At 44.9% G+C, this 22,727-nt stretch carries 22 protein-coding genes and 2 pseudogenes; 5 read left to right on the top strand and 19 right to left on the bottom strand.

Annotation, left to right across the window (positions count from 1 at the left end; genetic code table 11):
* Positions 1 to 73 precede the first annotated feature (73 nt).
* The 7 genes from tig to racE form a co-directional block, all read right to left on the bottom strand.
* The gene (gene tig, locus ACH33_RS03925) at positions 74 to 1,360 is read right to left on the bottom strand and encodes a trigger factor (protein WP_057897848.1); all 1,287 of its coding nucleotides are present in this window, start codon (positions 1,358 to 1,360) and stop codon (positions 74 to 76) included.
* A gap of 145 nt (positions 1,361 to 1,505) precedes the next feature.
* Positions 1,506 to 2,567 carry a tetratricopeptide repeat protein gene (locus ACH33_RS03920; protein ID WP_057897847.1) on the bottom strand — a complete coding sequence of 354 codons (1,062 nt, stop codon included), beginning with the start codon at positions 2,565 to 2,567 and terminating at the stop codon, positions 1,506 to 1,508.
* 41 nt (positions 2,568 to 2,608) lie between these two features.
* Positions 2,609 to 3,142 (bottom strand): metallophosphoesterase, encoded by a 534-nt coding sequence (locus ACH33_RS03915; protein ID WP_057897846.1) that lies wholly within the window; start codon positions 3,140 to 3,142, stop codon positions 2,609 to 2,611.
* A complete protein-coding gene (locus ACH33_RS03910) occupies positions 3,139 to 3,756 on the bottom strand; it encodes an XTP/dITP diphosphatase (RefSeq protein WP_057897845.1) in 618 nt (205 codons plus the stop codon). Before ACH33_RS03910 ends, ACH33_RS03915 begins: the two co-directional genes overlap by 4 nt.
* Positions 3,749 to 4,513 carry a ribonuclease PH gene (gene rph / locus ACH33_RS03905; RefSeq protein WP_057897844.1) on the bottom strand — a complete coding sequence of 255 codons (765 nt, stop codon included), beginning with the start codon at positions 4,511 to 4,513 and terminating at the stop codon, positions 3,749 to 3,751. The genes ACH33_RS03910 and rph overlap by 8 nt, the downstream gene beginning before the upstream one ends.
* Positions 4,514 to 4,693: 180 nt before the next feature.
* A complete protein-coding gene (locus ACH33_RS03900; RefSeq protein ID WP_057897843.1) occupies positions 4,694 to 5,746 on the bottom strand; it encodes a GerMN domain-containing protein in 1,053 nt (350 codons plus the stop codon).
* Between the two features lie 78 nt (positions 5,747 to 5,824).
* The gene (racE, locus tag ACH33_RS03895; RefSeq protein WP_057897842.1) at positions 5,825 to 6,634 is read right to left on the bottom strand and encodes a glutamate racemase; all 810 of its coding nucleotides are present in this window, start codon (positions 6,632 to 6,634) and stop codon (positions 5,825 to 5,827) included.
* Between the two features lie 458 nt (positions 6,635 to 7,092).
* Here racE and ACH33_RS19070 point away from each other — a divergent pair, with 458 nt between their 5' ends.
* Positions 7,093 to 7,233 (top strand): hypothetical protein, encoded by a 141-nt coding sequence (locus ACH33_RS19070; RefSeq protein ID WP_156423995.1) that lies wholly within the window; start codon positions 7,093 to 7,095, stop codon positions 7,231 to 7,233.
* Positions 7,234 to 7,359: 126 nt separating this feature from the next.
* On the opposite strand, the pseudogene ACH33_RS18530 reads toward ACH33_RS19070, so the two are convergent.
* The 8 genes and pseudogenes from ACH33_RS18530 to lipB form a co-directional block, all read right to left on the bottom strand.
* Positions 7,360 to 7,446 (bottom strand): annotated as a pseudogene (locus tag ACH33_RS18530) (helix-turn-helix domain-containing protein); the annotation flags it as partial.
* A gap of 466 nt (positions 7,447 to 7,912) precedes the next feature.
* A complete protein-coding gene (locus ACH33_RS03885; RefSeq protein WP_057897840.1) occupies positions 7,913 to 8,980 on the bottom strand; it encodes a 2,3-butanediol dehydrogenase in 1,068 nt (355 codons plus the stop codon).
* 252 nt (positions 8,981 to 9,232) lie between these two features.
* Positions 9,233 to 10,108: a lipoyl synthase gene (gene lipA, locus ACH33_RS03880; RefSeq protein ID WP_057897839.1), complete on the bottom strand. Its 876-nt coding sequence runs from the start codon at positions 10,106 to 10,108 to the stop codon at positions 9,233 to 9,235.
* A gap of 70 nt (positions 10,109 to 10,178) precedes the next feature.
* Positions 10,179 to 11,558 carry a dihydrolipoyl dehydrogenase gene (gene lpdA / locus ACH33_RS03875; protein WP_057897838.1) on the bottom strand — a complete coding sequence of 460 codons (1,380 nt, stop codon included), beginning with the start codon at positions 11,556 to 11,558 and terminating at the stop codon, positions 10,179 to 10,181.
* A gap of 19 nt (positions 11,559 to 11,577) precedes the next feature.
* Positions 11,578 to 12,819: a dihydrolipoamide acetyltransferase family protein gene (locus tag ACH33_RS03870; RefSeq protein WP_057897837.1), complete on the bottom strand. Its 1,242-nt coding sequence runs from the start codon at positions 12,817 to 12,819 to the stop codon at positions 11,578 to 11,580.
* 82 nt (positions 12,820 to 12,901) lie between these two features.
* A complete protein-coding gene (locus ACH33_RS03865) occupies positions 12,902 to 13,939 on the bottom strand; it encodes an alpha-ketoacid dehydrogenase subunit beta (protein WP_057897836.1) in 1,038 nt (345 codons plus the stop codon).
* Positions 13,940 to 13,968: 29 nt separating this feature from the next.
* On the bottom strand, positions 13,969 to 14,961 hold the full coding sequence (locus ACH33_RS03860) for a thiamine pyrophosphate-dependent dehydrogenase E1 component subunit alpha (protein ID WP_057897835.1): 993 nt from the start codon (positions 14,959 to 14,961) through the stop codon (positions 13,969 to 13,971).
* Positions 14,921 to 15,718 (bottom strand): lipoyl(octanoyl) transferase LipB, encoded by a 798-nt coding sequence (gene lipB, locus ACH33_RS03855; RefSeq protein ID WP_057897834.1) that lies wholly within the window; start codon positions 15,716 to 15,718, stop codon positions 14,921 to 14,923. Before lipB ends, ACH33_RS03860 begins: the two co-directional genes overlap by 41 nt.
* A 734-nt stretch (positions 15,719 to 16,452) precedes the next feature.
* On the opposite strand from lipB, the gene ACH33_RS03850 reads away from it, so the two are divergent.
* The 4 genes and pseudogenes from ACH33_RS03850 to ACH33_RS03840 all read left to right on the top strand — a co-directional run bounded on the left by ACH33_RS03850 (position 16,453) and on the right by ACH33_RS03840 (position 19,964).
* The gene (locus tag ACH33_RS03850; RefSeq protein WP_057897833.1) at positions 16,453 to 18,303 is read left to right on the top strand and encodes a sigma-54-dependent Fis family transcriptional regulator; all 1,851 of its coding nucleotides are present in this window, start codon (positions 16,453 to 16,455) and stop codon (positions 18,301 to 18,303) included.
* Positions 18,304 to 18,444: 141 nt separating this feature from the next.
* Positions 18,445 to 18,588 (top strand): annotated as a pseudogene (locus tag ACH33_RS19065) (IS256 family transposase); the annotation flags it as partial.
* Between the two features lie 139 nt (positions 18,589 to 18,727).
* The gene (rsbW, locus tag ACH33_RS03845; protein ID WP_057897832.1) at positions 18,728 to 19,216 is read left to right on the top strand and encodes an anti-sigma B factor RsbW; all 489 of its coding nucleotides are present in this window, start codon (positions 18,728 to 18,730) and stop codon (positions 19,214 to 19,216) included.
* The gene (locus ACH33_RS03840) at positions 19,179 to 19,964 is read left to right on the top strand and encodes a sigma-70 family RNA polymerase sigma factor (protein WP_057897831.1); all 786 of its coding nucleotides are present in this window, start codon (positions 19,179 to 19,181) and stop codon (positions 19,962 to 19,964) included. The genes rsbW and ACH33_RS03840 overlap by 38 nt, the downstream gene beginning before the upstream one ends.
* Before the next feature lie 162 nt (positions 19,965 to 20,126).
* Here the strand turns inward: ACH33_RS03840 and ACH33_RS03835 are convergent, their stop codons facing one another.
* From ACH33_RS03835 to bioB, 4 genes are all read right to left on the bottom strand, one after another.
* The gene (locus ACH33_RS03835) at positions 20,127 to 20,348 is read right to left on the bottom strand and encodes a helix-turn-helix domain-containing protein (RefSeq protein ID WP_057897830.1); all 222 of its coding nucleotides are present in this window, start codon (positions 20,346 to 20,348) and stop codon (positions 20,127 to 20,129) included.
* A gap of 184 nt (positions 20,349 to 20,532) precedes the next feature.
* Positions 20,533 to 20,958: a hypothetical protein gene (locus tag ACH33_RS03830; protein WP_057897829.1), complete on the bottom strand. Its 426-nt coding sequence runs from the start codon at positions 20,956 to 20,958 to the stop codon at positions 20,533 to 20,535.
* 5 nt (positions 20,959 to 20,963) lie between these two features.
* The gene (locus tag ACH33_RS03825; RefSeq protein WP_057897828.1) at positions 20,964 to 21,440 is read right to left on the bottom strand and encodes an acyl-CoA thioesterase; all 477 of its coding nucleotides are present in this window, start codon (positions 21,438 to 21,440) and stop codon (positions 20,964 to 20,966) included.
* A 134-nt stretch (positions 21,441 to 21,574) separates the two neighbouring features.
* Entirely contained in the window at positions 21,575 to 22,612 is a 1,038-nt protein-coding gene (gene bioB, locus ACH33_RS03820) for a biotin synthase BioB (protein ID WP_057897827.1), read from the bottom strand.
* Between the last annotated feature and the right edge of the window lie 115 nt (positions 22,613 to 22,727).

Raw genomic sequence — 22,727 nt, 5'->3', positions numbered from 1 at the left:
TTATGTATTATGGTTTTGAAAAACAAGGCACGAAAATTCGTGCCTTGTTTCTGGTTGTTGTTATATTATGACATCATTTGCTGCTCTCGACAAGCAGATCGATGGTTTTGCGTATGCGGATATCGTTTTTGAGGCTTTCCAAGTTGTCACGTGCTTCAAAGATTTTGCGCAGCTCTTCAACCGGACGATTGTATTGCTCGGACAGCTCTTCCAGTTCTTTATTCACGTCTTCATCCGTTACTTCCACGTTCTCAGCCTTTCCAATCGCTTCAAGCACTAATGTCGTGCGCACGCGCTTTTCAGCATCCGGCTGAAACTGTTCGCGGAGCTTTTCTTCGTCAAGACCTGTAAATTGATAGTACAGATCCAGGTTCATGCCTTGGAATTGAAGGCGTTGCGCAAAGTCATTCACCATGTGATTCACTTCATGCTCTACCATCACTTCCGGCAGATCGATTTCCGCATTTTCTGTCGCTTTTTCAATCAGAGCTTCTTTTTTGTAGTTTTCGGCGTCAATTTTTGCTTTTTCTTCAAGTTTATTCTTGATATCGGCTTTCAATTCTTCCAACGTATCAAATTCGCTCACGTCTTTTGCGAATTCATCATCAAGCTCAGGCAGGTTCTTGCGCTTGATTTCGTTTACTTTCACTTTGAATACGGCAGGCTTACCGGCTAATTCTTTTGCATGGTATTCTTCCGGGAACGTGACGTTGATATCTTTTTCTTCGCCTTTTTTCATGCCGATAACCTGGTCTTCAAATCCAGGGATGAAGGTTCCAGAACCGATTTCAAGCTGATAGTTATCAGCTTCACCACCCTCGAACGCTTCGCCATCCACGAAACCTTTAAAGTCGATAATGGCATAGTCGCCTTTTTCAATCGTTGCATCATCTTCCAGAACAACAAGCTCGGCGCTGCGGTTCTGCATGTTCTTAAGTTCCTCTTCTACCATTTCATCGGTCACAGAGAAGTCTTTTTCTTCTACTGTTAGACCTTTGTATTCACCCAGTTTTACCTCCGGCTTAACCGTTACGGTCGCTTTGAAAATCAAAGGCTGGCCTTTGGCAATTTGCTGTATATCCACTTCCGGACGGTCAACTGGCTCGATACCCGTTTCCTGCACCGCTTCGGTATATGCTTCAGGAAGAATAATATCAAGAGCGTCTTGATATAAAGACTCTACCCCGAAACGCGCTTCAAAAATCTTGCGAGGCACTTTACCTTTACGGAATCCGGGAACATTTACTTTTTTCACGACTTTCACAAATGCTTGGTCGATCGCTTTGTCTACACGGGCTTCTTCCACTTCGACAGTGAGCACGCCCTGGTTATTCTCTAACTTTTCCCAAGTTGCCTTCATTTAAACTTTCCCCTCCTAAAAATCTATAACCAATACAAGTGCTATTGCGAAAATACACACTATGTATGTTACTACATCTGCCATTATAACCACTTCATTATATCATAATCAAATCTCTTTTCAACTTTCTATTCGCTCGTTTTTGTCATCTATCCAAACAACGTGAATCCAAGTTCAACACTTCCGCTAATACCTGATAACGCTGCCTGATAGTAAAAGAGGGAACATTATACAATTCGGCAACTTCCTGTTCGTTCTGTGCCGTAGCCAAAAGTCTGGCCACACTATAATGAAGCGCCGCGGCCCATTCTTGCGGCGAATCGACCTGCGGATGCAACGGATAGACCGTGAACAAATATTCAAGCCAAAGTTGGAAAGCAAATGATAGAAAAGAAGGCGCCTGATGATGCGCGATACGAAACAAACATGTAAGCACCTGTCGTTCCTCCGCTGGCAGCTCTTCATCACATAGCGGCACTTCCTCAATAAGAACATCAAACTTTTCCCCGAATTTGTAGAGGAAAACTGGGCCGGTTTCTCCCATCTGTTTCAACGCCCGTAACGCGAACGTTTTTAAAATGGGATCCGGATATACAAGCATTAAATATTCTTTTAAAGCTGCTACGATTTCCGGAGAAGAAATGTGCTTTAACTGTTCAATTGCTCCTAACTGTTCTTCAAAAGTGCCATCTTCCAGCTTTTCATAAAGTCGAGATATATACTCTGGATTTACTTCTGTCTTCCGCAGAACCGTTCTTCGTGTAAAATATTCCCTGTCAGTCATCTCTTCTTCATTCGTCTTTTCAGCCTGAAGCATCTTGTGCAACGCCTCAATCTCACTTAGAAAAGGCGCAAGCTCCTTCATCTCTGTTGCAGATTCCAATAATTCCCTAACACCTGCAAAATCCTCCATTTTTAAAAGGATAGCAAGATAAATACGAAATGCATGAATCGTGTCTCCACGCTTCTGTTTCCACATTCTCTCCGCATACTGAAGCGCTTCATCGTATTGTCCGATTCGCATCAATATCTCAGCGCTTGTCTGCAAAGCTTCAGAATGATACGGATCAAATCGAAGAATCGACTGGGCGTATTCAAGCGCTTCATCATGCTGTCCGCGCTCAAGGGCTTCCCTCGCCTGCTCAATTTTTCTTTCCACAAGACCTGGAAACAAAATCACCTTGTCTTTTCTACGTCCTTGCGACATTAAATGCTCACCTCTTCGAAGCCTTCTGAATCACCCTCCGTTTATTCTCGGTCATTGGCTCTGGGCAGCAAAAAATCACGGCTCAATCCCGGCTGTTTGCGCCCTCCCATTGAATAAAAAGAAACCGTAATCTTTACTTTATCCTTTTCTGCCTCTTCCACATCCAGCACCGCGTACGTAGGAAGCGTATAAGAACGAGGCAAAAGCAGGCTACCCGGATTAACGTATAAAATCCCGTCGTCTTCAATGGCGGTAATTTCGTGTGTATGGCCGAACAGCACAAGGTTTGCTCCCGTTTCTATTGCTTTATATCGCAAGCGCATCGGAGTTTGCTTTACGCCATATAAATGTCCGTGCGTCTGAAAAATCAGCAGTGGGCCAATTCGGATAACGTTTTCCTCAGGGACTTCCATATCGCTGTCACAATTGCCCCGGACATATGTAAGTTCCGGCGCTTTCTCCCGTGGGTAGCAAAAGTCCCCGCAATGAAACGCGACATCATGCGGATGACGCGCCAATATATCCGGAATATGCTTCAGGCTCCCATGCGTATCGCTGATCACAATAAGCCTCATACAAAGCGCTCCTTGAGCACCGCCTCCAATTTACCTAAAGCTTGGCCGCGATGGCTGATGCGGTTTTTCTCTTCCGGAGAGAGTTCCGCCATCGTCCGCTGTTTTTCAGGCAAAAAGAAGTGCGGATCGTACCCGAATCCATTTTCCCCCTTCGGTGCAAGAACAATACGTCCTTCACATGTTCCCCTCACAAGCAATGTTTCCCCCTGCGGCACAGCCAGCGCCAGCACGGATACAAAGCGTGCACACCGCTTGTCTTCAGGGATATCGCGCAAAAGTGAAACGAGTTTAGCATTATTCTCTTCATCTGTCGCATCCGGTCCGGCAAACCTGGCTGAATACACGCCCGGCTTCCCGTCCAGCGCATCCACTTCAAGCCCGGAATCATCCGCCAATGCAGGAAGACCTGTCACTTGCGCAATTGTCTCCGCTTTCTTTCGTGCGTTGGCTTCAAATGTTTCCCCATCTTCCACTACATCCGGCATATCGGGAAAATCAGCAACCGTGAGCACCTCTACGTCAAACACTGCAAACATTCGGCTAAACTCGCCGATTTTCCCCTTATTCTTCGTTGCTAGCACAATCTTTTTCCATGGAAAAGTCTGTTTAGGCATTCTCAACCGTCTCCTCATCCCTTCCGCCGATTCGGTTGCCCAATTCACCTAACACTTCCTTCTGTACGGCGATTAAGTCAGTAACCCCTTTCTTACCGTAAGCCAAAAGCTCCTGGAGCTCTTCCGGGCTAAATGGGGATTCTTCACCCGTTCCTTGGACTTCTACATACTTCCCTTTCCCCGTCATCACGATGTTCATGTCCACTTTAGCCTGAGAATCTTCCACATAGCATAAATCGAGATGGACTTTTTCCTCTACGATTCCCACGCTAACCGCAGCAAGAAAGTCGGTTACCGGCAATTTAGGAATCAGTTGTTTTTCGACAAGTTTGTCCATAGCGGATACCATTGCTACGTATGCCCCAGTAATTGACGCAGTACGTGTGCCACCATCCGCCTGAATCACGTCGCAGTCAAGCCAGATCGTTCTTTCGCCCAGCGCTTCCAGGTCTACGACCGAGCGAAGCGCACGCCCGATTAAACGCTGGATCTCCTGCGTTCTTCCGCTTACCTTGCCGCGACTGGATTCCCGCGCGTTGCGTGTTTCCGTCGCCCGCGGTAGCATGGAATATTCGGCCGTTACCCAGCCGCATCCCTGGCCGCGCATAAATGGCGGTACTTTCTCTTCCACAGTAGCTGTGCATATTACTTTAGTATCTCCCATCTCAATTAATACCGAGCCTTCAGCATGCTTTATATAATCCATCGTAATAGTAACCGGTCGAATCTGATTGTATTCCCGTCCGTCGATTCTCATGCCATTCCCTCCCAATTCTCGTTTCTGGCTTATTATAGCACAACCCACAAAATAACATGTACTGAACGTAGTGTCATGTTAAACTATATACACATAACGTACGAACTCCAAGCCTTGCTATTAAAGAATAAGCGAGCAGTTTACATAAAAAGCGGGGGTTGCCCCCGCTTTTCTCTCGAATCAATATGCCTTGCTGTTAGTTAGCATGGAACGGGTCACCGGCTTCGTATAGTCTACATTGCCCGCCTTTACAGTATTTTTGCCATCCACCATGATTTGTACTTTTTTCGCATCCAAGTTTTCGGTCAACGATAGCACGACCGCTTCCAACACGTCAGGATTCGCTTGTCCTTGATTATAGGAAAGAATTTTGTTGTCAAAATTAACGACAATAACATCTTTCTGCTGTTTTACGCTTTTTACGTTCATAGTAGGCAAAAGCGGCGAGAATAATGGCGAGTTGATCTTCGTGCCTTGGATTAACTGTTGAACAACTGCCAGGCCTTTGTTTTCCGTTTTTGGAATCATGCGTGTCACCGGCACGAAATACGTAAGATCGTTAGACAGCTGATTCTGGAAATAGAGCGTTACTGGCATCGTCTGGCCCGGCTTAATTGTATCGGCCAGTTCCAGATTAATCCCATTCTTCCTACTTAAATGCGTTACCGGCGTACCTTTTACTGGCATTACTTCCAGCGGATGTCCATTAATCCAAATATTCACTTCTTTTACCGTATCAAACTCGGTCAGCGCCCATGTAATCGCATCGAGAATTTTCTCCTCATCTTCCGGCTTATACTTTTTAAATTCTGGCGAGAAGTCAACCGTAGCAACCCCGTCTTTAATGTTTGCACCCAATATTTTTGTACCTTTCGGCAATACAGCCCTGAATCCCGGTGGCAGCGCTTTTTCCCCTTCTCCGCCCTGTACCATGTAACTTAAAATTTGCTTTACCATACCTTCAGTTTTTGGCAGCTCCATCGGCCAAGGAACGACAAATCCTTCCGCATCAATAACATATACTTTGTGCATACTGACCGGATTGTCCGCTGTCTTCTTTTGCTTTGTTGAAGGCGCGTCCATTTTTTCACCGCCAGCGGTTGACTGTGGATGAAGTTGCGGCGGATCGATTTGTCCATTGCTTGGCATATCCTTCGGTCCAAACAGACCGCAAGCACTAATAATGAATAGAACACCAAGAAAGGCACTTAGCAATGGTAACTTTCGTGCCATAAATTCCCCTCCTCAGGCTCGTTTTGTACTACTATGTATACGAGCCTGTTCGGGTTTTATACATACTTTGTCCGAATTTTATTTTCGTTCCCCCAATCTTACCTGACGAGCTTGAACACGAATATTAAGCCATTCCTCGGCGATAGACATAAATAATTCCGGATTTCCGCTCGTAAAAAAACGATGTTTAGGATTCACTATGTCCCCACCATTCGCAAGCATCTTCCGGTGGGACAGTACAGCGCTCAATTCCCGCGCTGCCTCTTCTGCCGAACTGATCAACGTTACACCCGGCCCAACCGTTTCTTGAATAAAATGGGCAATAAGCGGATAATGCGTGCACCCTAAGATAAGCGCATCAAATACTTTATCTTGAAGCGGCCGCAACGTCTCGCGTACGATTTCCAAACTTTTTCTATCATAAAAGCTTCCGCTTTCTACTAGAGGGACAAGCGCGGGACACGCTAAGCTTTCAACATGAATTTGCGGGTTCAGCTTTTTTAATGTTTTTTCGTAAGCGCCGCTGCGAATCGTCCCCTCCGTACCAATAACAGCAACCTGTCCAGTCTTCGTTTCTTTAATCGCTGTTCTGGCTCCCGGCTCAATTACGCCAATAACTGGAATATCCAGCCATTCGCTTACCTCCTGAAGAACAACCGCAGCAGCGGTATTGCATCCGATCATGAGCGCTTTGATATCCTGTTCAAGCAAGAATTCAATCATTTGCAAGGAAAAAGCACGCACTTCTTCCGCCGGTCTAGGGCCGTACGGACAGCGCGCCGTGTCGCCGAAGTAGTAGATCGCCTCCCTCGGCAACTGGCGCAATACTTCTTTGGCGACGGTCAACCCGCCGACTCCTGAATCAATAATTCCTATTCCTCGTTTCATTTTTTCTTGTCGCTTCCTTCTTTTCGTCATTCTCTTCTATCTTGACGACTTCGCCAAATAAATACAAGCTACGAATTTCATATATGTCCAAGCAGAGCTTATACATGCGTTAACCTGTTTTACGATACGCCTTTGTCAGCAAATGGTCAAGGGGGTTTTCACTCCCCTGCATATTCATTGTACTGCATGAACCGTTGTGCCAACTTCTTAAAATAGTATATGGAAAAACTTCATGTTTGATCATGGCGCTCTGCCCGCGTCGCATTACATGAATTACAGAAGTTGTCAACAGTCTAAAAGTACGCGTATGCGTGCAAAACTATGGTAAAATAGATGCGGAAAGCGATTGATGAAAAAATGGTAGGAAAAAAAGAGGCCCAGAAAAATTCAGCGTATTTTCTAAATTTGAGGCGTCGACTAGTATATAATGCTTGCGTAATTCTACAGGAGGATTTCGTATGCCAGAATTGAACGATCACGTCAAAACAGGTTTCCCGTATCCTCCGCAGGACGCTGCAGCAAATGAGAGAAGCCTATATGAAAAATACGGATGGCTTCCGTTAACGATGACGCTTATCATCGGAAAATGGCGCGCATAAATAATGAGAAGCTCGCTGTGCGTGCCCGCAACGCTTGTAGAAGAAACGACCGAACCACGCCTGCGAGCTTTTTTCAAAAATAAAGAACCCCCCTCATACGAGGCGGGTTTCCCGTTTCAGGTGATATTAAATTTTTAATTCACCCAAACGGACAAGTTCAACAACTGCTTGAGAACGACCTTTCACATTTAGTTTCTGCATAACGTTTCTAATGCATACCTTTTGCAAACTTTGGGACGGGTTGTCGGTTTGAACCAACACTAATGAGTTTTTAAATATCTTAGCCATCCTTGGTTCCAATCTGTTCAGCAATTCGTTCCTGTAGGTGTCGGAAAGTGGAATCGGTTCAGGTTTAAAGGTCATCCCCCCTTTGCTTCATCTCTTTCTTGAAGTGATACACCAAGCCTCGTTTAAAGTCCGGCAATGTCATGTACTAATTCATCGTGTACAAAATAATAAGCACTCCCACCGGATGGGGAGTGCTTTATTAATATCTACTGCAATGAAGAACGAATTGGCTTGTGAAAAGCACTGAGGTACAACACTGCACTGTTCATTATCGGTTTTTTCACCCACCATTTGGACCCTTTTCCCCATAGGAGGCGTAACCCTTGATTGCCTTGTAATGTCAACGGATTACCCATAAATGTAATATTACTCATATTTTTTACTCCCATTATCATGTTAAATAGAAAGCTCTTGGACTTACCAAGATTTTCACATGGCTTTTCTCTTTCACCAACGTTTCAAACCCTTCTTCGATAATGTGATCAATGTTAATTTTTTTCGTAATCAGTTCTTCCGCTTTGATGCTGCCGTTCGCGATCAGTTGGATCACTTCCGGAAAGATATCTCGATAGCCAAGTATCCCTTTCATTTCACGCTCTTTTAAGACAAGGCTGTTTGGAAGGATGGTTGCTGCTTTTTCCCAAACACTGACAATAATAATTTGTCCGTCAAATTTTGCGCTCTCAATCGCTTGATTTAAAACCCTTTCCACACCGGCAACCTCAAAACTTACGTCAACCCCTCCATTTGTAAGGGTTTGAATTTCTTTTACTACATCCACACTTTTCGGATCCAAGACAATGTCCGCACCGACTTTTTGGGCGAATTCTCTGCGTTCTTCTGAAAGTTCGACAGCAATAATTTGACTTGCACCTGCAGCTTTCGCGGCTTGAATCATTAACAGACCGATTGGTCCTGCACCAAACACCGCAACTTTGTCACCAACTTGAAGTTTGCTTTGTCTTATCGCATGTACCGCAACCGCGGCAGGTTCTACCATAGCCCCTTGTTCATAACTCATTTGATCCGGTAATTTATGAACCATGTTTTCTTTGACCACCGTGTATTCAGAGAAGCCACCGCCGCCTCCGGCCAGACCATGAAATCCGAGCTTTTCACAAAGATTGTAAATTCCCGATCTACAGGCACCGCACTCCCCACAATTAAGAATCGGCTCTACTGCAACCCGGTCACCTACTTTAAATTTGGTAACGCTTTCACCAATCTCTACAATTTCACCTGCAAATTCATGTCCAAGCACAAGAGGTACTTTTTCATTCGTTAAAGGATGAGGTTCTTTTGAAGGAAGGAAAATGGGACCTGCTAAATATTCATGCAAGTCGGTACCGCAGATCCCGCACCATTCCACTCTTATTTTTACCATACCCGGCTTTACTTGTTGCTCGGGAATTTCCTCTACACGGACATCTTTAACTCCGTACCATCGTGCTGCTTTCATGTTTTCACCTCATTACATTTTTCAATTGTGGAAACTAATTTCTCATTCCAGTCTGAGAAAGAGTAAAAGCACCCTATCATCCATGTGGGTTAAAGAGACACAGGATGGTTGGCGGATTGGAAATAAATCGGAAACATTCATTTATCTAGATATTCCGGATATTGTATCCGGAGAGACAGCACGATCTTATGATTGAGTTTTGCGTGCCGTCTCCATATTTCATCAAGAAATCATATCTTAGAGAATGAGATGCTAATTTTGAAGAGATGTTGCTGTCACACCCTGGATATGCTCTCGAGCGTGATAAGAGCTTCTTACCAGAGGACCTGATTCAACATGTTTAAAACCTCGTTTTATCCCCTCTTCCTTCAACGCCCTGAACTCATCTGGATGATAATATTTTTTAATCTTTACGTGCCGTTTGGTCGGCTGCAAGTACTGACCGATAGTGATGATATCACAGCGAACCGCTCTTAACTCATCCATTGCTTCCAAAATTTCATCCCACGTTTCTCCTACCCCAACCATAATGCTTGACTTGGTCGGAATATGGGACTTCATTTCCTTAGCACGTCGAAGCAGGTCGAGTGAACGGTCAAATTTGGCTTTGGATCGGATGCGGTCCGATAACCGGCGGACCGTCTCAATATTATGATTCAACACGTCAGGATCAGCGTTCATGACGGTACGGAGAGCATCCCAATTTCCCATAAAGTCAGGAATTAATACCTCCACACTGCAAAACGGATTCCTGTCTCTGATGGCCCGTATGGTGGCGGCAAAGATCGCTGCCCCGCCGTCATGAAGATCATCGCGGGCTACAGAAGTGACAACCGCATGCTTCAGACCCATATATTCAACCGATTCTGCTACCCGTTCAGGCTCCTGCCAATCCAATTCTGTCGGTTGGCCCGTTTTTACGGCACAGAATCGGCACGCCCGTGTACAAATATCGCCCAGAATCATAAAGGTGGCTGTACGCTGGCTCCAGCATTCGTAGATATTTGGACACTGGGCTTCTTCACATACGGTGTGCAAGACTTTACTGCGCATCATCTTCTTCAGGTCGTGATAATTCTCGCTTGCTTTCAAGCGGACTTTCAACCATTCCGGTTTGCGAGTTGACATTTATCTCACTCCAAATTGTTGCTAAATCTTGGACGACTTTTTCATAATAAAAGTAAAAATCAATCCGCTGTTATAGATGCACGGCGAGACCCGTTGCACTCAAGACCGCTTCTTGTAACGCTTCAGACAGTGTCGGATGCGCTGCAATAAAACCTTCCATTGTATCTACAGTCATTTCGGAGTGCAACATCATGGCCCCCTGTCCGATCAGCTCTGTCGCACGCGGCCCAACAATCGAAAAACCGATGATCTCATTAAATTCCGGATGAACGATCACTTTCACCTTTCCGGTTTGTTCACCTAGAATTAACGCTTTCCCATTTGCGGCGAAAGGAAATTCTCCGATCCGAATATCCCCGTATATCTCTCTGGCCTTTTTCTCTGTCAATCCCACACTGCCGATTTCCGGCCAGGTGTAAATGCATCGCGGGACGACGCGGGGGTTTACCTTCTTTTGCTTGCCACATGCATTCTCGGCAGCCACTTCCCCTTCATGAAAAGCAAAATGAGCCAACTGGATACCGCCGACAACATCGCCGCATGCGTAAATGTGGGGAATGCTTGTCTGCATGTGCTCATTGACTTGAATTCCCTGTTTTGTATAGAGCACTCCGATCTGATCCAGTCCCAATCCTTCCACACGCGGTTTACGTCCAATAGACACCAGTACATAATCGGCTGTAATTTTCGTAATTTCTCCATTCATTGCCAGTGTGACCGATCGTTCATTGCGGTCGATCTCCTGCACACTTGTCGATGTATGAATGAGAACTCCGTCTTTTGCTAATTGTTGATGCAAAATCGCCGCAATATCCGAATCTTCTCCGGGGAGAATCTGGTCTGCCATTTCCACAATGGTCACCTTACTGCCCATCCGGCTGTAAACGCTCGCAAATTCACAACCGATCACACCGCCGCCAACAATCAGCAATGAAGAAGGAACTTCCGGCAGTGCAATCGCATGCCCGTTATGGATCACCCACTCCCCGTCAAACGGAGCAAAAGGCAATGCGATCGGCTCGGCTCCTGTCGCTATAATGAATTGATCTGCTGTAATTTCCTCGATACCATCTTCTGTATGAACCCGGATGAGGTGATCTGTCAAAAAAGAAGCTTTTCCTTTTACCACACGCACCTTATTCTTCTTCATCAAGTACCCGATTCCGAGCACCAGCTTTTTGACCACGTTATTTTTATACTGTTGAACGCTTTTCCAATTCAGGTGCACCTGATCCAGCGGCAAATCGATTCCAAAACGACTCGCGTGTTTGATCCGGTCATACGTTTCCGCACTTTCCAGCAATGACTTGGTCGGCATACATCCTTCATTTAAACAGGTTCCACCCAGTTTGGCTTCTTCGACCAATACGACTTGTTTACCGAGGCGGGCGGCTGTGATAGCCGCAACATACCCAGCCGGTCCGCCTCCGATAATGGTTACTGTACTCACTTTTTCACGCCCTCCTCGCCTATAACAACATGGTGTGCGGCTGTTCGAGATATCGCTTGACAGTTGCGAGAAACTCCGCCGCAGGCGCTCCATCAAGCACACGATGATCAAACGTCAAGCTTAACGGCAATAAACGGCGGCGTTCCAGTGAGTCCCCGATATAAACAGGTGTATCCTGAATCGAACCAACACCCAGGATGCCCGCTTCTGGCGGATTGAGCACAGGTGTGAACAGTTCTACGCCGTACGCTCCCAGGTTTGTGATCGTAAATGTTGAACCTTTCATTTCTTCGGCGCTCAATTGACCATTTCGCGCCTTGTGACTCAACGATTTCATAGCCTGTGACAATTCAATAACTGAACAACGCTCCGCATTTCGGATCACAGGTACGACTAACCCTTTTTCCAAAGCGACTGCAATTCCCAGGTGAACATTTCCATAAGTGTGGATATTGTCTTCAATATAAGCACTATTCATCTGTTTATGCTTAAGCAGGGCCAATACGACTGCACGGGCGATAAAATCGGTTACAGTCAGTTTGACTTCATAACGTTCCTGAACATCAGACAAAACTTGTTTTCTTAGTCTAAGCAGGTCACTCACATCGGCACTCATGCTGATCGTCAGTTGTGCGCTTTGCTGCAAACTTTCAAACATTCGTGTAGCGATTACTTTCCGCATACCACCGACAGGAGTACGTTCAATTGCAGCAGATTCTGGCTTTTCTTGCTCTCCTGTTAAAACGGCTTGTTTCCCGTCTTTGGTTGAAGACGTTTGTGCAGCGCTTTCAATCGCCTTTTCAACATCTTCTTTCGTAATCCGTCCCTGTGGGCCGGTTCCGACAAGAGTCGCTATATCCAATCCGGCGGCTTCCGCCATTTTTCGGGCAACCGGTGAGATTTTCACTTGGCTTTTCTTAGGCGGGGCAACCACTTGGACAGCGGTTTCAGAAGAAGCAGCCACCTGCTCTCCCCCTTTCACGAAGAGCGCCTCTGGCGTTTCAACACTCCCTACCTTCTCACCTTCCACGCCAATATAGCCAATCACTTCTCCAACCGGAACCACTTCTCCGTTTTGAGCCGACATATCCAGGACCACTCCGTCTGCCGGTGACTCTACTTCCATTTCAATTTTCTCGGAACTGATAACAACAACGATATCCCCTTTTTGGACGGAATCGCCGATGTTTTTTTTCCATTCGACGACGGTTCCTACTTTCATCCCCATTCCCAGTTTCGGCATAATTATTTCAGTTGCCATGTCTTTTACACTCCTTTTTCCAGATAAGAGGTGGGGTCTCAACCCACCTCTTTCCATTGCTTGAATACTTCTATGAATACGCTTACGAAACAGCCACGATAGACTCATCACCAAGAAGTTCAGAAACAGCTTGAATCACTTTTTCCGGTGAAGGCAGATAAAGATCCTCAAGATTCGGTGCAAACGGAACCGGCGTATGTGGAGCCGTTATTCTCTTAATCGGTGCATCCAGCGAGTCAAATCCTTTATCTGCTACAAGAGCTGCAATATCGGTTGCCATGCTGCAACGGGGATTCGCTTCGTCAATCACGATGAGGCGATTGGTTTTCTCCACGGAAGAAAGAATAGTATCTTCATCCAGCGGTGACAGCGTACGTGGATCGATGACTTCGACTTGAATCCTTTTTTTCGCAAGCTGTTCCGCCGCAGTCAGAGCGGTGTGTACTTGTTTCCCGATCGCTACGATGGTAAGGTCAGTCCCCTGCCGCTTCACATCCGCTTTCCCAAACGGGATCGTATAATAACCTTCAGGTACTTCCCCTTTCATGTTGTACAATGTCTTATCTTCAAAGAAAATGACCGGATCGTTGTCAGCGATCGAAGCCAGAAGCAAACCTTTCGCATCAGCCGGAGTGGACGGCACAACCACTTTAATGCCGGGCAAATGGGTAAACATCGCATACAAACTCTGTGAATGCTGAGCAGCTGCGCGGAACCCGGCTCCGTGCATGGTTCGGATCGTTACGGGCACTTGCGCCTTGCCGCCAAACATATACCGCAATTTTGCACACTGATTCATAACCTGATCCAAACATGAACCGATAAAATCGTTAAACATTAATTCTGCAATCGGTCTCAATCCCGTGGCAGCCGCTGCCACTGCTGCTCCCACAAAACCGGCTTCACTAATGGGCGTATCTAACACGCGGTCACGCCCAAATTCCTTCACCAATCCTTTGGTTACCCCCAAGACACCGCCCCATGCTTCATCATCTGCCAAATGATCAATTTTTGCCCCTCCGGCTACGTCTTCCCCTAAAAGAATCACATTTTCATCTTCACGCATCGCCAGTTTCATCGCTTCATTAATCGCATCTGCGAAACTCATTTTTCTGGTCATTCTTAACACCTCTACAATTATGAAATTTATTAATAAGACACATAAACATCTGTTAACAGTTCTTCTGCAGATGGCAGCGGACTTTCTTCCGCAAATTTGACAGCGTCTGAAACCGCTTTCTCCACATCGCTGTCAATGTTAGAAAGTTCTTCTTCAGTCAAAAGTTTAGACTCTACCAAGTAAGCACGGAATAGATTGATTGGATCTTTTTCGTTACGATGATATTGTGACTCCTCGCTCGTCTTGTACGTCTGCTGATCCCCTTCAAAGTGACCATAATTACGATAAGTTTTGCACTCGATAAGGGTTGGTCCTTCGCCCCTTCTCGCTCTTTCTACAGCCTCTTGAGCCACCTTGTAAACAGCAACTACGTCCTTTCCGTCTACTACGACACCGGGAATGTTATAAGCAGCCGCCCTTTGTGCAATATCCGTACAACTGGAAGCGTAAGAGAAAGGAGTCGCTTCTGCATATCCATTATTTTCTGCCACGAAAATAACCGGCAATTTCCAAATGGCAGCCAAATTAAGCCCTTCATGGAATGTGCCCTGATTGTTTGCGCCATCCCCAAAAAAGCTAACTGATACAGCATCGTTTTTTTTCAATTTTGCTGTCAGTGCGGAACCACACGCCAGCGGAAAGCCTCCTCCGACAATCCCATTTGCCCCAAGCATACCTTTCTCCAGGTCGGCAATATGCATCGAGCCGCCTTTTCCTTTACATAAACCTGTTGCTTTCCCGTAGATCTCTGCCATCATTCCATTCAAATCGCACTCTTTTGCAATACAATGGCCATGCCCGCGATGCGTGCTGGTAATGCTGTCTTTTTCATTCAAATGCGCGCAAATACCAACGGCTACCGCTTCTTCACCCGCGTACAAATGAACAAATCCGGGTAATTTGCCTTTCGCAAACAGTTCATGCACTTTGTCTTCAAACTTTCTGATTTCCACCATTTTTCGATACATCCAAGTCGCTTTCTCACGGGAGAGCAACTGATTTTTCTTCTGAGCCATTTTCATGACGGACTCCTCCTGACATTCGTTGATCAATTGATACTCTGCATTTCACATTCAGATTTCGTTCAAACGAAGCGATGATCTGCTGTTTGACTATAAACATTTCGGGGGAAAACCCCAGTTCCCGTGCAAGTGACGTCACTCCAAACTTTGCGAGTCCGCAGGGAACAATATTTTGAAAGTGAGTAAGATCAGGGTTTACATTTAACGCCAGACCATGGAATGTCACACCCCGACTGATTCCTATACCAATGGCACAAATTTTGCAGTCTTCCAACCAGACACCGGGATACCCTTCTTTTCGTTGTCCCTCGAGGTTGTACATGGTCAGAACGTCACATATGATCTGTTCCAATAATCGTACGTATCCGATCGGTGTTAACCCGGAGTCACGCAAACGTATAATGGGATATACAACAAGCTGCCCCGGGCCATGATAGGTAATATCCCCTCCCCGGTCACACTTGCAAATACTAAATCCCTGACTCTTAAGAAAATCTTGAGGATATAGCAAGTGATCCCATTTTTGGTCCGAACCCATCGTATAGGTGGGGGGATGCTCAAGCAAGATCAGCGTATCCTCAATCTCTCCTGACTTTCTCTTGGCAACCAGATCCTTTTGCCAACGAAGCGCGATCTCATAATCTAGTTCCTGGCATACATAAGCCCGCAATCCCTTTTCACCTCCTTCTGCCACTTTATCCATCGCAAATCCCGTGCCAACATCGATTTTTTCTTTTTCACCTGAGATCAGGTACAATCATCTTGCATAAAAGAGTAGTTTTTTAGACAAAATGAGACAACTGTCCCGTTTTGTCCCACTTTGTATAAAACAAAAAACCGTATCACGTGTATATGGAAGATAGATTCTTCCCCTCAGCAAACATCCTGAAACACAGAAATGACGGATGTACCGTTTTGATCAGCATGGAAGTCTACCCTCTGTTCAGGGAAGCTCCTCTTTCCGATCAGGCAGCTATGGTTCATCCATCAGCACTTACATTATTTTATTGAGTATAATAGATTGAATATTTGTTATAATGAATGAGAGCATTTTAATAAATATCACTCACAACAAAAGATATCGACAATTTCTATATAAAATAAATTGAACTGAAAAGAAGCAGGAGGGCTGGGTTGCAGATGGCGACTCGCAACTGGATTGGGACGGAGCCGGCGATCCCACACCGTATTTCATCAGAAAAAATCTTACATTACAATATTGATAGACAATCTTCTTCCTGTTCATAGGTAGAAGCAAATTGCCATTCGTCTTCATGAATTGCATGAATAAACTCCATGAAGTTGCCATATACAGCGGCAGTCATGATCAACCCTTTCGAGAACCTTTTGTGCCTACAGGATTAACTCCGACAATCAACAAACTTCTTTCACCCAAATAAATAGAAAATTCACAAAATGATAAACAGGGAAAATAAAACGAAGCCATTTCCGACCAAAAATTCTTTTTCAATTTGAAAAGGAGGTAAATAAATGGTGGATGGTGCAATGTCCAAGAGATTATGGAAACAATTCATTCAGGAAGGGGTATTAGATTCATCCCGAATAAACAAACGAATCATTGAATCTTGGTATCGTTGTCAACATTCAGGTGTAAATCCGCATTCAGGGGAAGGACGGGAGATTCTTACAGGAAAGTCATTTCTTCAGAAAAAGGAAGAAAACTCTGTGTTGCTCGATATTGCATTACCTTATTTGGACAAGCTCAACCAACATATGAAAGGTTCGAGATCAATTGTATTGTTGATTGATCTTCAAGGATATGTATTGGTCATGAAAGGTGATGCGGAGATTTTGGGGAGAGCGAGAAAAATCAATTTTGTAGAAGGAGTCAAATGGACTGAAGATGAAGTTGGAACCAATGCGATTGGTACGGCACTGAGGACAGGTGAACCAATCAATGTAAAAGGGGCAGAGCACTACTCGATTGCGTCTCATGTATGGACATGTTCAGCTGCACCCGTTCGCGATGATCAAGGGAATCTGGTCGGAGTGCTTAATGTCTCCAGTCCTGTTCAGCACTATCATCCTCATACGTTGGCGACGGTTGTATCCACCGCATACGCGATTGAACATCAATGGAGCTTGCGCGAACAGCAAGATCAACTGGAACTCATGCAACGGTCCATCGACTTGTTGCAGACAAATCAACTCATGGCAATCTTTAACAGGCGCAAACAAATGGTTTGTGTGAACCAAGCTTTCCAGTCGGCTGTTCCTGAGTGGTCTAATCTGAATCTGGCGGATTTAAGGGAATACGGATACAGAGAACGTCTTTGTACTCCTTTATATTCTGCCCGGCACAGTCAATTGATCGGGTATTGTATTCAATTCGAAGCACCATCAAAATCAACATCAAGCAAGAAGTTCTACACGAGATCTCTTCATTTTCCCGGTGAAACCGGAATTAGTAAGGTTTTTCAGCAGACATTGCACGAAATTGAACTGGTTGCACACTCCGATGCAGACATTTATATTCATGGCGAAACCGGAACGGGAAAAGAGGTCATTGCTCGTGCGATTCATCAGAATAGTTCCCGCAAGAATGGTCCTTTTATCACCGTAAACTGTGGAGCGATTCCGCCAAGCCTGATGGAAAGCGAATTATTTGGTTACGTGAGGGGAGCTTTCACTGGTGCTCGACGCCACGGACATAAAGGAAAGCTAGAGCAGGCAAATCACGGAACATTATTTCTTGATGAAATCGGGGAGATCCCGCCAGCTATGCAGGTTGCACTTTTGCGTGTGCTACAGGAGCGTGAGGTGATTCCACTCGGTGGAATGAAAGCGATTCCACTTGATATCCGGGTGATTACGGCTACACACCATGACCTTCGGGAACTGGTGCAACAAGGAAATTTTCGCGAAGATTTATTTTATCGTCTTTTTGTTTTTCCGATCAATGTTCCCTCGCTTCGTGAACGCAAGGAAGATATTCCTTATCTGGTTAAATACTATTGTCGTCAGAAAAATTGGCCGGTTGAGATCCCGGACGAAATTATGAATAAATTCATCCAATATGACTGGCCTGGGAACATCCGTGAGCTTTTTAATGCCTTGGAACGCATGCGCATCTTCTGTGGAGATGAGTCACCCGATCTCTCTCATTTACCTCCGTTATTTGCTTCAACAGATCTGTCATCACCCGGGGAACAATCAAATAGTATTGGTGGATCAAACACTCTTACATTGCGAGAACAGATTCAGAAGGAGAAGATCATTCAGGCGTTGCAAAAAACCGGAGGAAACGCTACGCAGGCTGCCCGATTGATGAACATCCCGCGAAGTACATTTTATCGAAGATTACAGAAGTTTAATCTGTAAACTGTGTTACCTAAGAGCGTACCGGAGTTAAGTCCGTATAATTGTGTAAAAATGGTCCTCACAAAAAATAAGTGAGCCATGGTGAAATTCCTCGGTTAGAATAAGCATTGGCAAATATCCCTAATCGGAGAGGGTTTCACAATGGCTCAATATCAGATTACCGTAGATTCGGAGATTTTGCATCACCTGTTTTTGAAAGATTCAAAAGATGATGGAGTGGCCAAATTGCTGGAATCTGTTCTGAACCAGATCTTGAAGGCTCAAGTTACTGAACAACTTTCCGCACTATGGTAAAATAGATGCGGAAAGCGATTGATGAAAAAATGGTAGAAAAAAAAGAGGACCAGAAAATTTCAGCGTATCTTCTAAATTTGAGGCGTCGACTAGTATATAATGCTTGCGTAATTCTACAGGAGGATTTCGTATGCCAGAATTGAACGATCACGTCAAAATAAATGTACCGGCGCGTGCCGATTATATAAGCGTTATTCGTTTGACCGTCTCCGGTCTCGCGTACCAGATGGGCTTTTCTTACAGTGATATTGAGGACATTAAAGCTGCGCTTGCGGAAGCGTGTAACAACATCGTAAGCCGTGCGCACAAAAGCAGGCAAATCGGCGATATGCTAGTAGATTTCTACGTGGAAAAAAATCGGTTACGCATCGTCGTAACGGACGAAGGCACCGCTTTTCACACCCAGAAATTAAAAAAGGAAGTTTCATCTTTTCATAGGAAAAGTCTAGATGAAATCGATATCGGGAGCCTCGGCATTTATCTGATGAAAACATTAATGGATGAAATCGAATACGACACTACGGAGAAGGGGGTTAAAGTTTCACTAACCAAATACCTCAAAAGAGATGGGGTGAGCGAAAGTGAACCAAACGTCCACCAAGAAATCATTCAACCGTGACATCGTCGAACAACTTAGAATCTACCAGGAAACTGGCTCTGAAGAAATATTGACGAAAATCCTTAAAAATTATCAGGCGACCGTAAAGAAGCTTGCTTCAAAAATGGCTCGTGATTTTCATCTGGTGGACGATTTATATCAAGTAGGTATGCTCGCTCTGCTGGGCGCTATCAAAAAGTTTAACAACGAAGTCAGCCAAAATTTCGACGCGTACGCTTTGTCAACTGTCATCGGCAAAATGAAACATTATTTACGCGATAAAACATGGAGCATCCGCGTACCGCGAACGATTAAAGAAATGGGATATCATCTACAAAAAACCATCGATGAGCTTACAGCGGAATTGCAGCGTTCGCCACGCATTAGCGAAATCGCCCAAAGGCTCGGCATCAGCGAAGAAAAAGTGCTGGAGATTATGGAGAATAAAGGAAATATCCATGCACTTTCCCTTGATACACCGATAAAATCCGACAATAATGAGCAGGATTCCCATACATTAATGGATATGATCCCGGATCAAGACCCTGGTTTTTTGGATGTGGATCGTAAAATGGATTTGGCCCAACTGCTCGAACAATTGAACGATCAACAACGCCAAGTAATTCATTACGTATATTACGAAGAATGGTCACAGCGGCAAATCGGCGAGAAGCTGGGTATCTCTCAAATGCAAGTTTCCCGTATCCTCCGCAGGACGCTGCAGCAAATGAGAGAAGCCTATATGAAAAACACGGATGGCTTCCGTTAACGATGACGCTTATCATCGGAAAATGGCGCGCATAAATAATGAGAAGCTCGCTGTGCGTGTCCGCAATGCTTGTAGAAAAAAACGACCGAACCACGCCTGCGAGCTTTTTTCAAAAATAAAGAACCCCCCTCATACGAGGCGGGTTTCCCGTTTCAGGTGATATTAAATTTTTAATTCACCCAAACGGACAAGTTCAACAACTGCTTGAGAACGACCTTTCACATTCAGTTTCTGCATAACGTTACTAATATGATTTCGTACAGTCTTTTCGCTAATGAACAACTGCTGTGCAATTTCTTTTGTCGTCTTGTCTAACACAAGTAGTTCAAATACCTCTCGTTCCCGGTTCGTCAACAACGGCTTTGCTTTCTGTTCGTTACTCAAAAGTGCTACCCCTCCTTGGCCTGGGCTCTCAAGTGCAAGGCTAGGGATACAGTCACCATATTTTATGACCCGGGAAGATAGCTGGTTCGGGGAAACAGGAATTTTGGGCCTGCGACACATTATATTCGTCTCATGTTTCTTTCGTTCATTACCGAATGAAAAAAATTCCCTGTCTACACGGTAATTATTTTCTCTTAGAAAATGAACGAAACTTTCCATTTTCATAATGTAACACAAAAATCGGTACTTTCGGAAACATGGTTCGCAATTCTTCGCTGTATTCGGGTTGCAAAATGAATATCCATCGCGTCCTATGCAGCGACAGCGCGGAAACTCCCACTTCATGTCTGCTTAATTGCCATATGGGAAGCGGAAGTTCCTGGAAAGCCAACACTACATCTCCGAACGCAAAACAGGCTCTAAGACAATCCTGTAACGTGTATTCATTCCGCCAGTATTCAAGCAAATGGATCGGTTCCAGCCCAAACTGTTCAATAAGATGCTGCCGATCCGAGAGTTGTACCGCCGTTTTCTGACCCGCACTTTGCCGCGGAGACAATACAGGATATTGCAGGCGCAAATAACGGAATGGAATTCCATGAAAAAACATGCTTGTTAACCACTCATCTCCATTTGCTCGAAGGCGACAATTTTCTCACGGGCCGCCTGTGGAATCGGGAAACTTTTTCTCGTTTTCTTATTTACCAGAACAATTGTCCCACGCCCGGTCGCGACCAACCGTTTCTCATTTTCCGCCATTAAATAATATTCTAAGTCGAGTGAACGATTCCCCATGCGCGCTACGCGCACGCCCATCTCTAACGTTTCCCGAAAAAAAGCTTCACTGTGGTAATGGCAGGTAATATCAGCGACAACTACCATAAGTTCCGCCTTTTCGTGCAGTATCATCTCACCAAATCCCATGTTGTCAAAGTATTCTACCCTGCCCTGCTCAAAATAAATCAAGTGGCTTGTATTATTTACATGTCCTGACATATCGGTTTCACAAAATCGGATGTGGACTTTAGTCTTAAAGTGAAATTTCGCAAGCCATTCCTCCAAGTTAGGCTGTATGTATTCTGCTCTTGCCATCTTCTCCACTCCCTGCGTTTAATTGGCGTTGTTTTTATTCTTTTATATATTTTAGCAAAATATTCTACCATAGAAGAAGGCAACTCTTATACGATAAAAAAGCTTCCCCGACATGGAGAAGCTTTTGATAATGCCTATTTGGTTAAAACCGGCGGTTCGCTGTCAAAGGCGCATTCTTCAATTTCAAAACCAAGATCTTCAATCATCTCATGATCCAACTGCGTTTTCTGACCATCTGTCGTTAAATAGTCGCCGACAAAAATGGAGTTTGCGGCGTACAATCCCATCGGTTGCAAATGGCGCAGATTTACTTCCCGTCCACCAGAAATGCGTATTTCTTTTGTCGGATTAATATAACGGAAAAGCGCCAGCACTTTCAAGCATTTTAAAGCGCCGATTTTCGGCATGTTTCCCAGAGGAGTACCCGGAATAGCGTTCAAAAAGTTTACTGGTATAGAATCGGCATTTAATTCGCGAAGCGCGTTCGCCATATCGACGATTTCCTCGTCTGTTTCACCCATACCAATAATCACACCCGAACAAGGAGACATGCCCGCTTCCTTCACCGCGTTAATGGTGTTGATTCGATCATCATATGTATGTGTCGACGTAATATTGGCATGGTGACTCGCCGCTGTGTTAATATTGTGATTAAAGCGGTCGACACCTGCTTCCTTCAATCTCCTCGCTTGCTCTGGAGTAATAAGCCCAAGACAAGCACAAATTTTCATATTATGCTGTTCTTTAATCTCCCGCACGGCCTGGATTACATTATCCACTTCCTTGTCGGTCGGACGGCGTCCGCTCATCACGATGCAATATGTACCCGCTTTCGCTTCTTTCGCCTTTCGTGCACCATCTACCAATACATCTTTGGATAATTGCGGATATTTTTCGATTGGTGCGTTTGATACAATTGATTGGGAACAGTACCCACAATCTTCCGGGCACAGCCCACTCTTAGCGTTAATAATCATATTCAACTTTACTTTATTGCCGTAATAATGGCTGCGGATACGGTACGCCCCCTGAAGCAATGACAATACTTCCGTGTCCGGCGCATGCAGAATGCCGAGCGCTTCTTCTTTTGTCAATTCTTTCCCTGCCAGTACTTCCTCCGCCAACGCAATCCAATCCGTCTTCGGCTTCGTATCTAATACAGGTGTCAGCATGGCTCCTCCTCTTTATTGTCAACTTAATTTGAATTATTAGTTAACACTAATTATAAAGAGAAATTGTTTAATATGTCAACCAAACAAGTTATGATAGATAACAAAATAGCACCCT

This window comes from Aneurinibacillus sp. XH2 (assembly GCF_001439585.2).
Taxonomy (GTDB): Bacteria; Bacillota; Bacilli; order Aneurinibacillales; family Aneurinibacillaceae; genus Aneurinibacillus; species Aneurinibacillus thermoaerophilus.
Note: the sequence above shows the minus strand (reverse complement) of the source record. Positions and strands in the feature narration are given on the sequence as shown.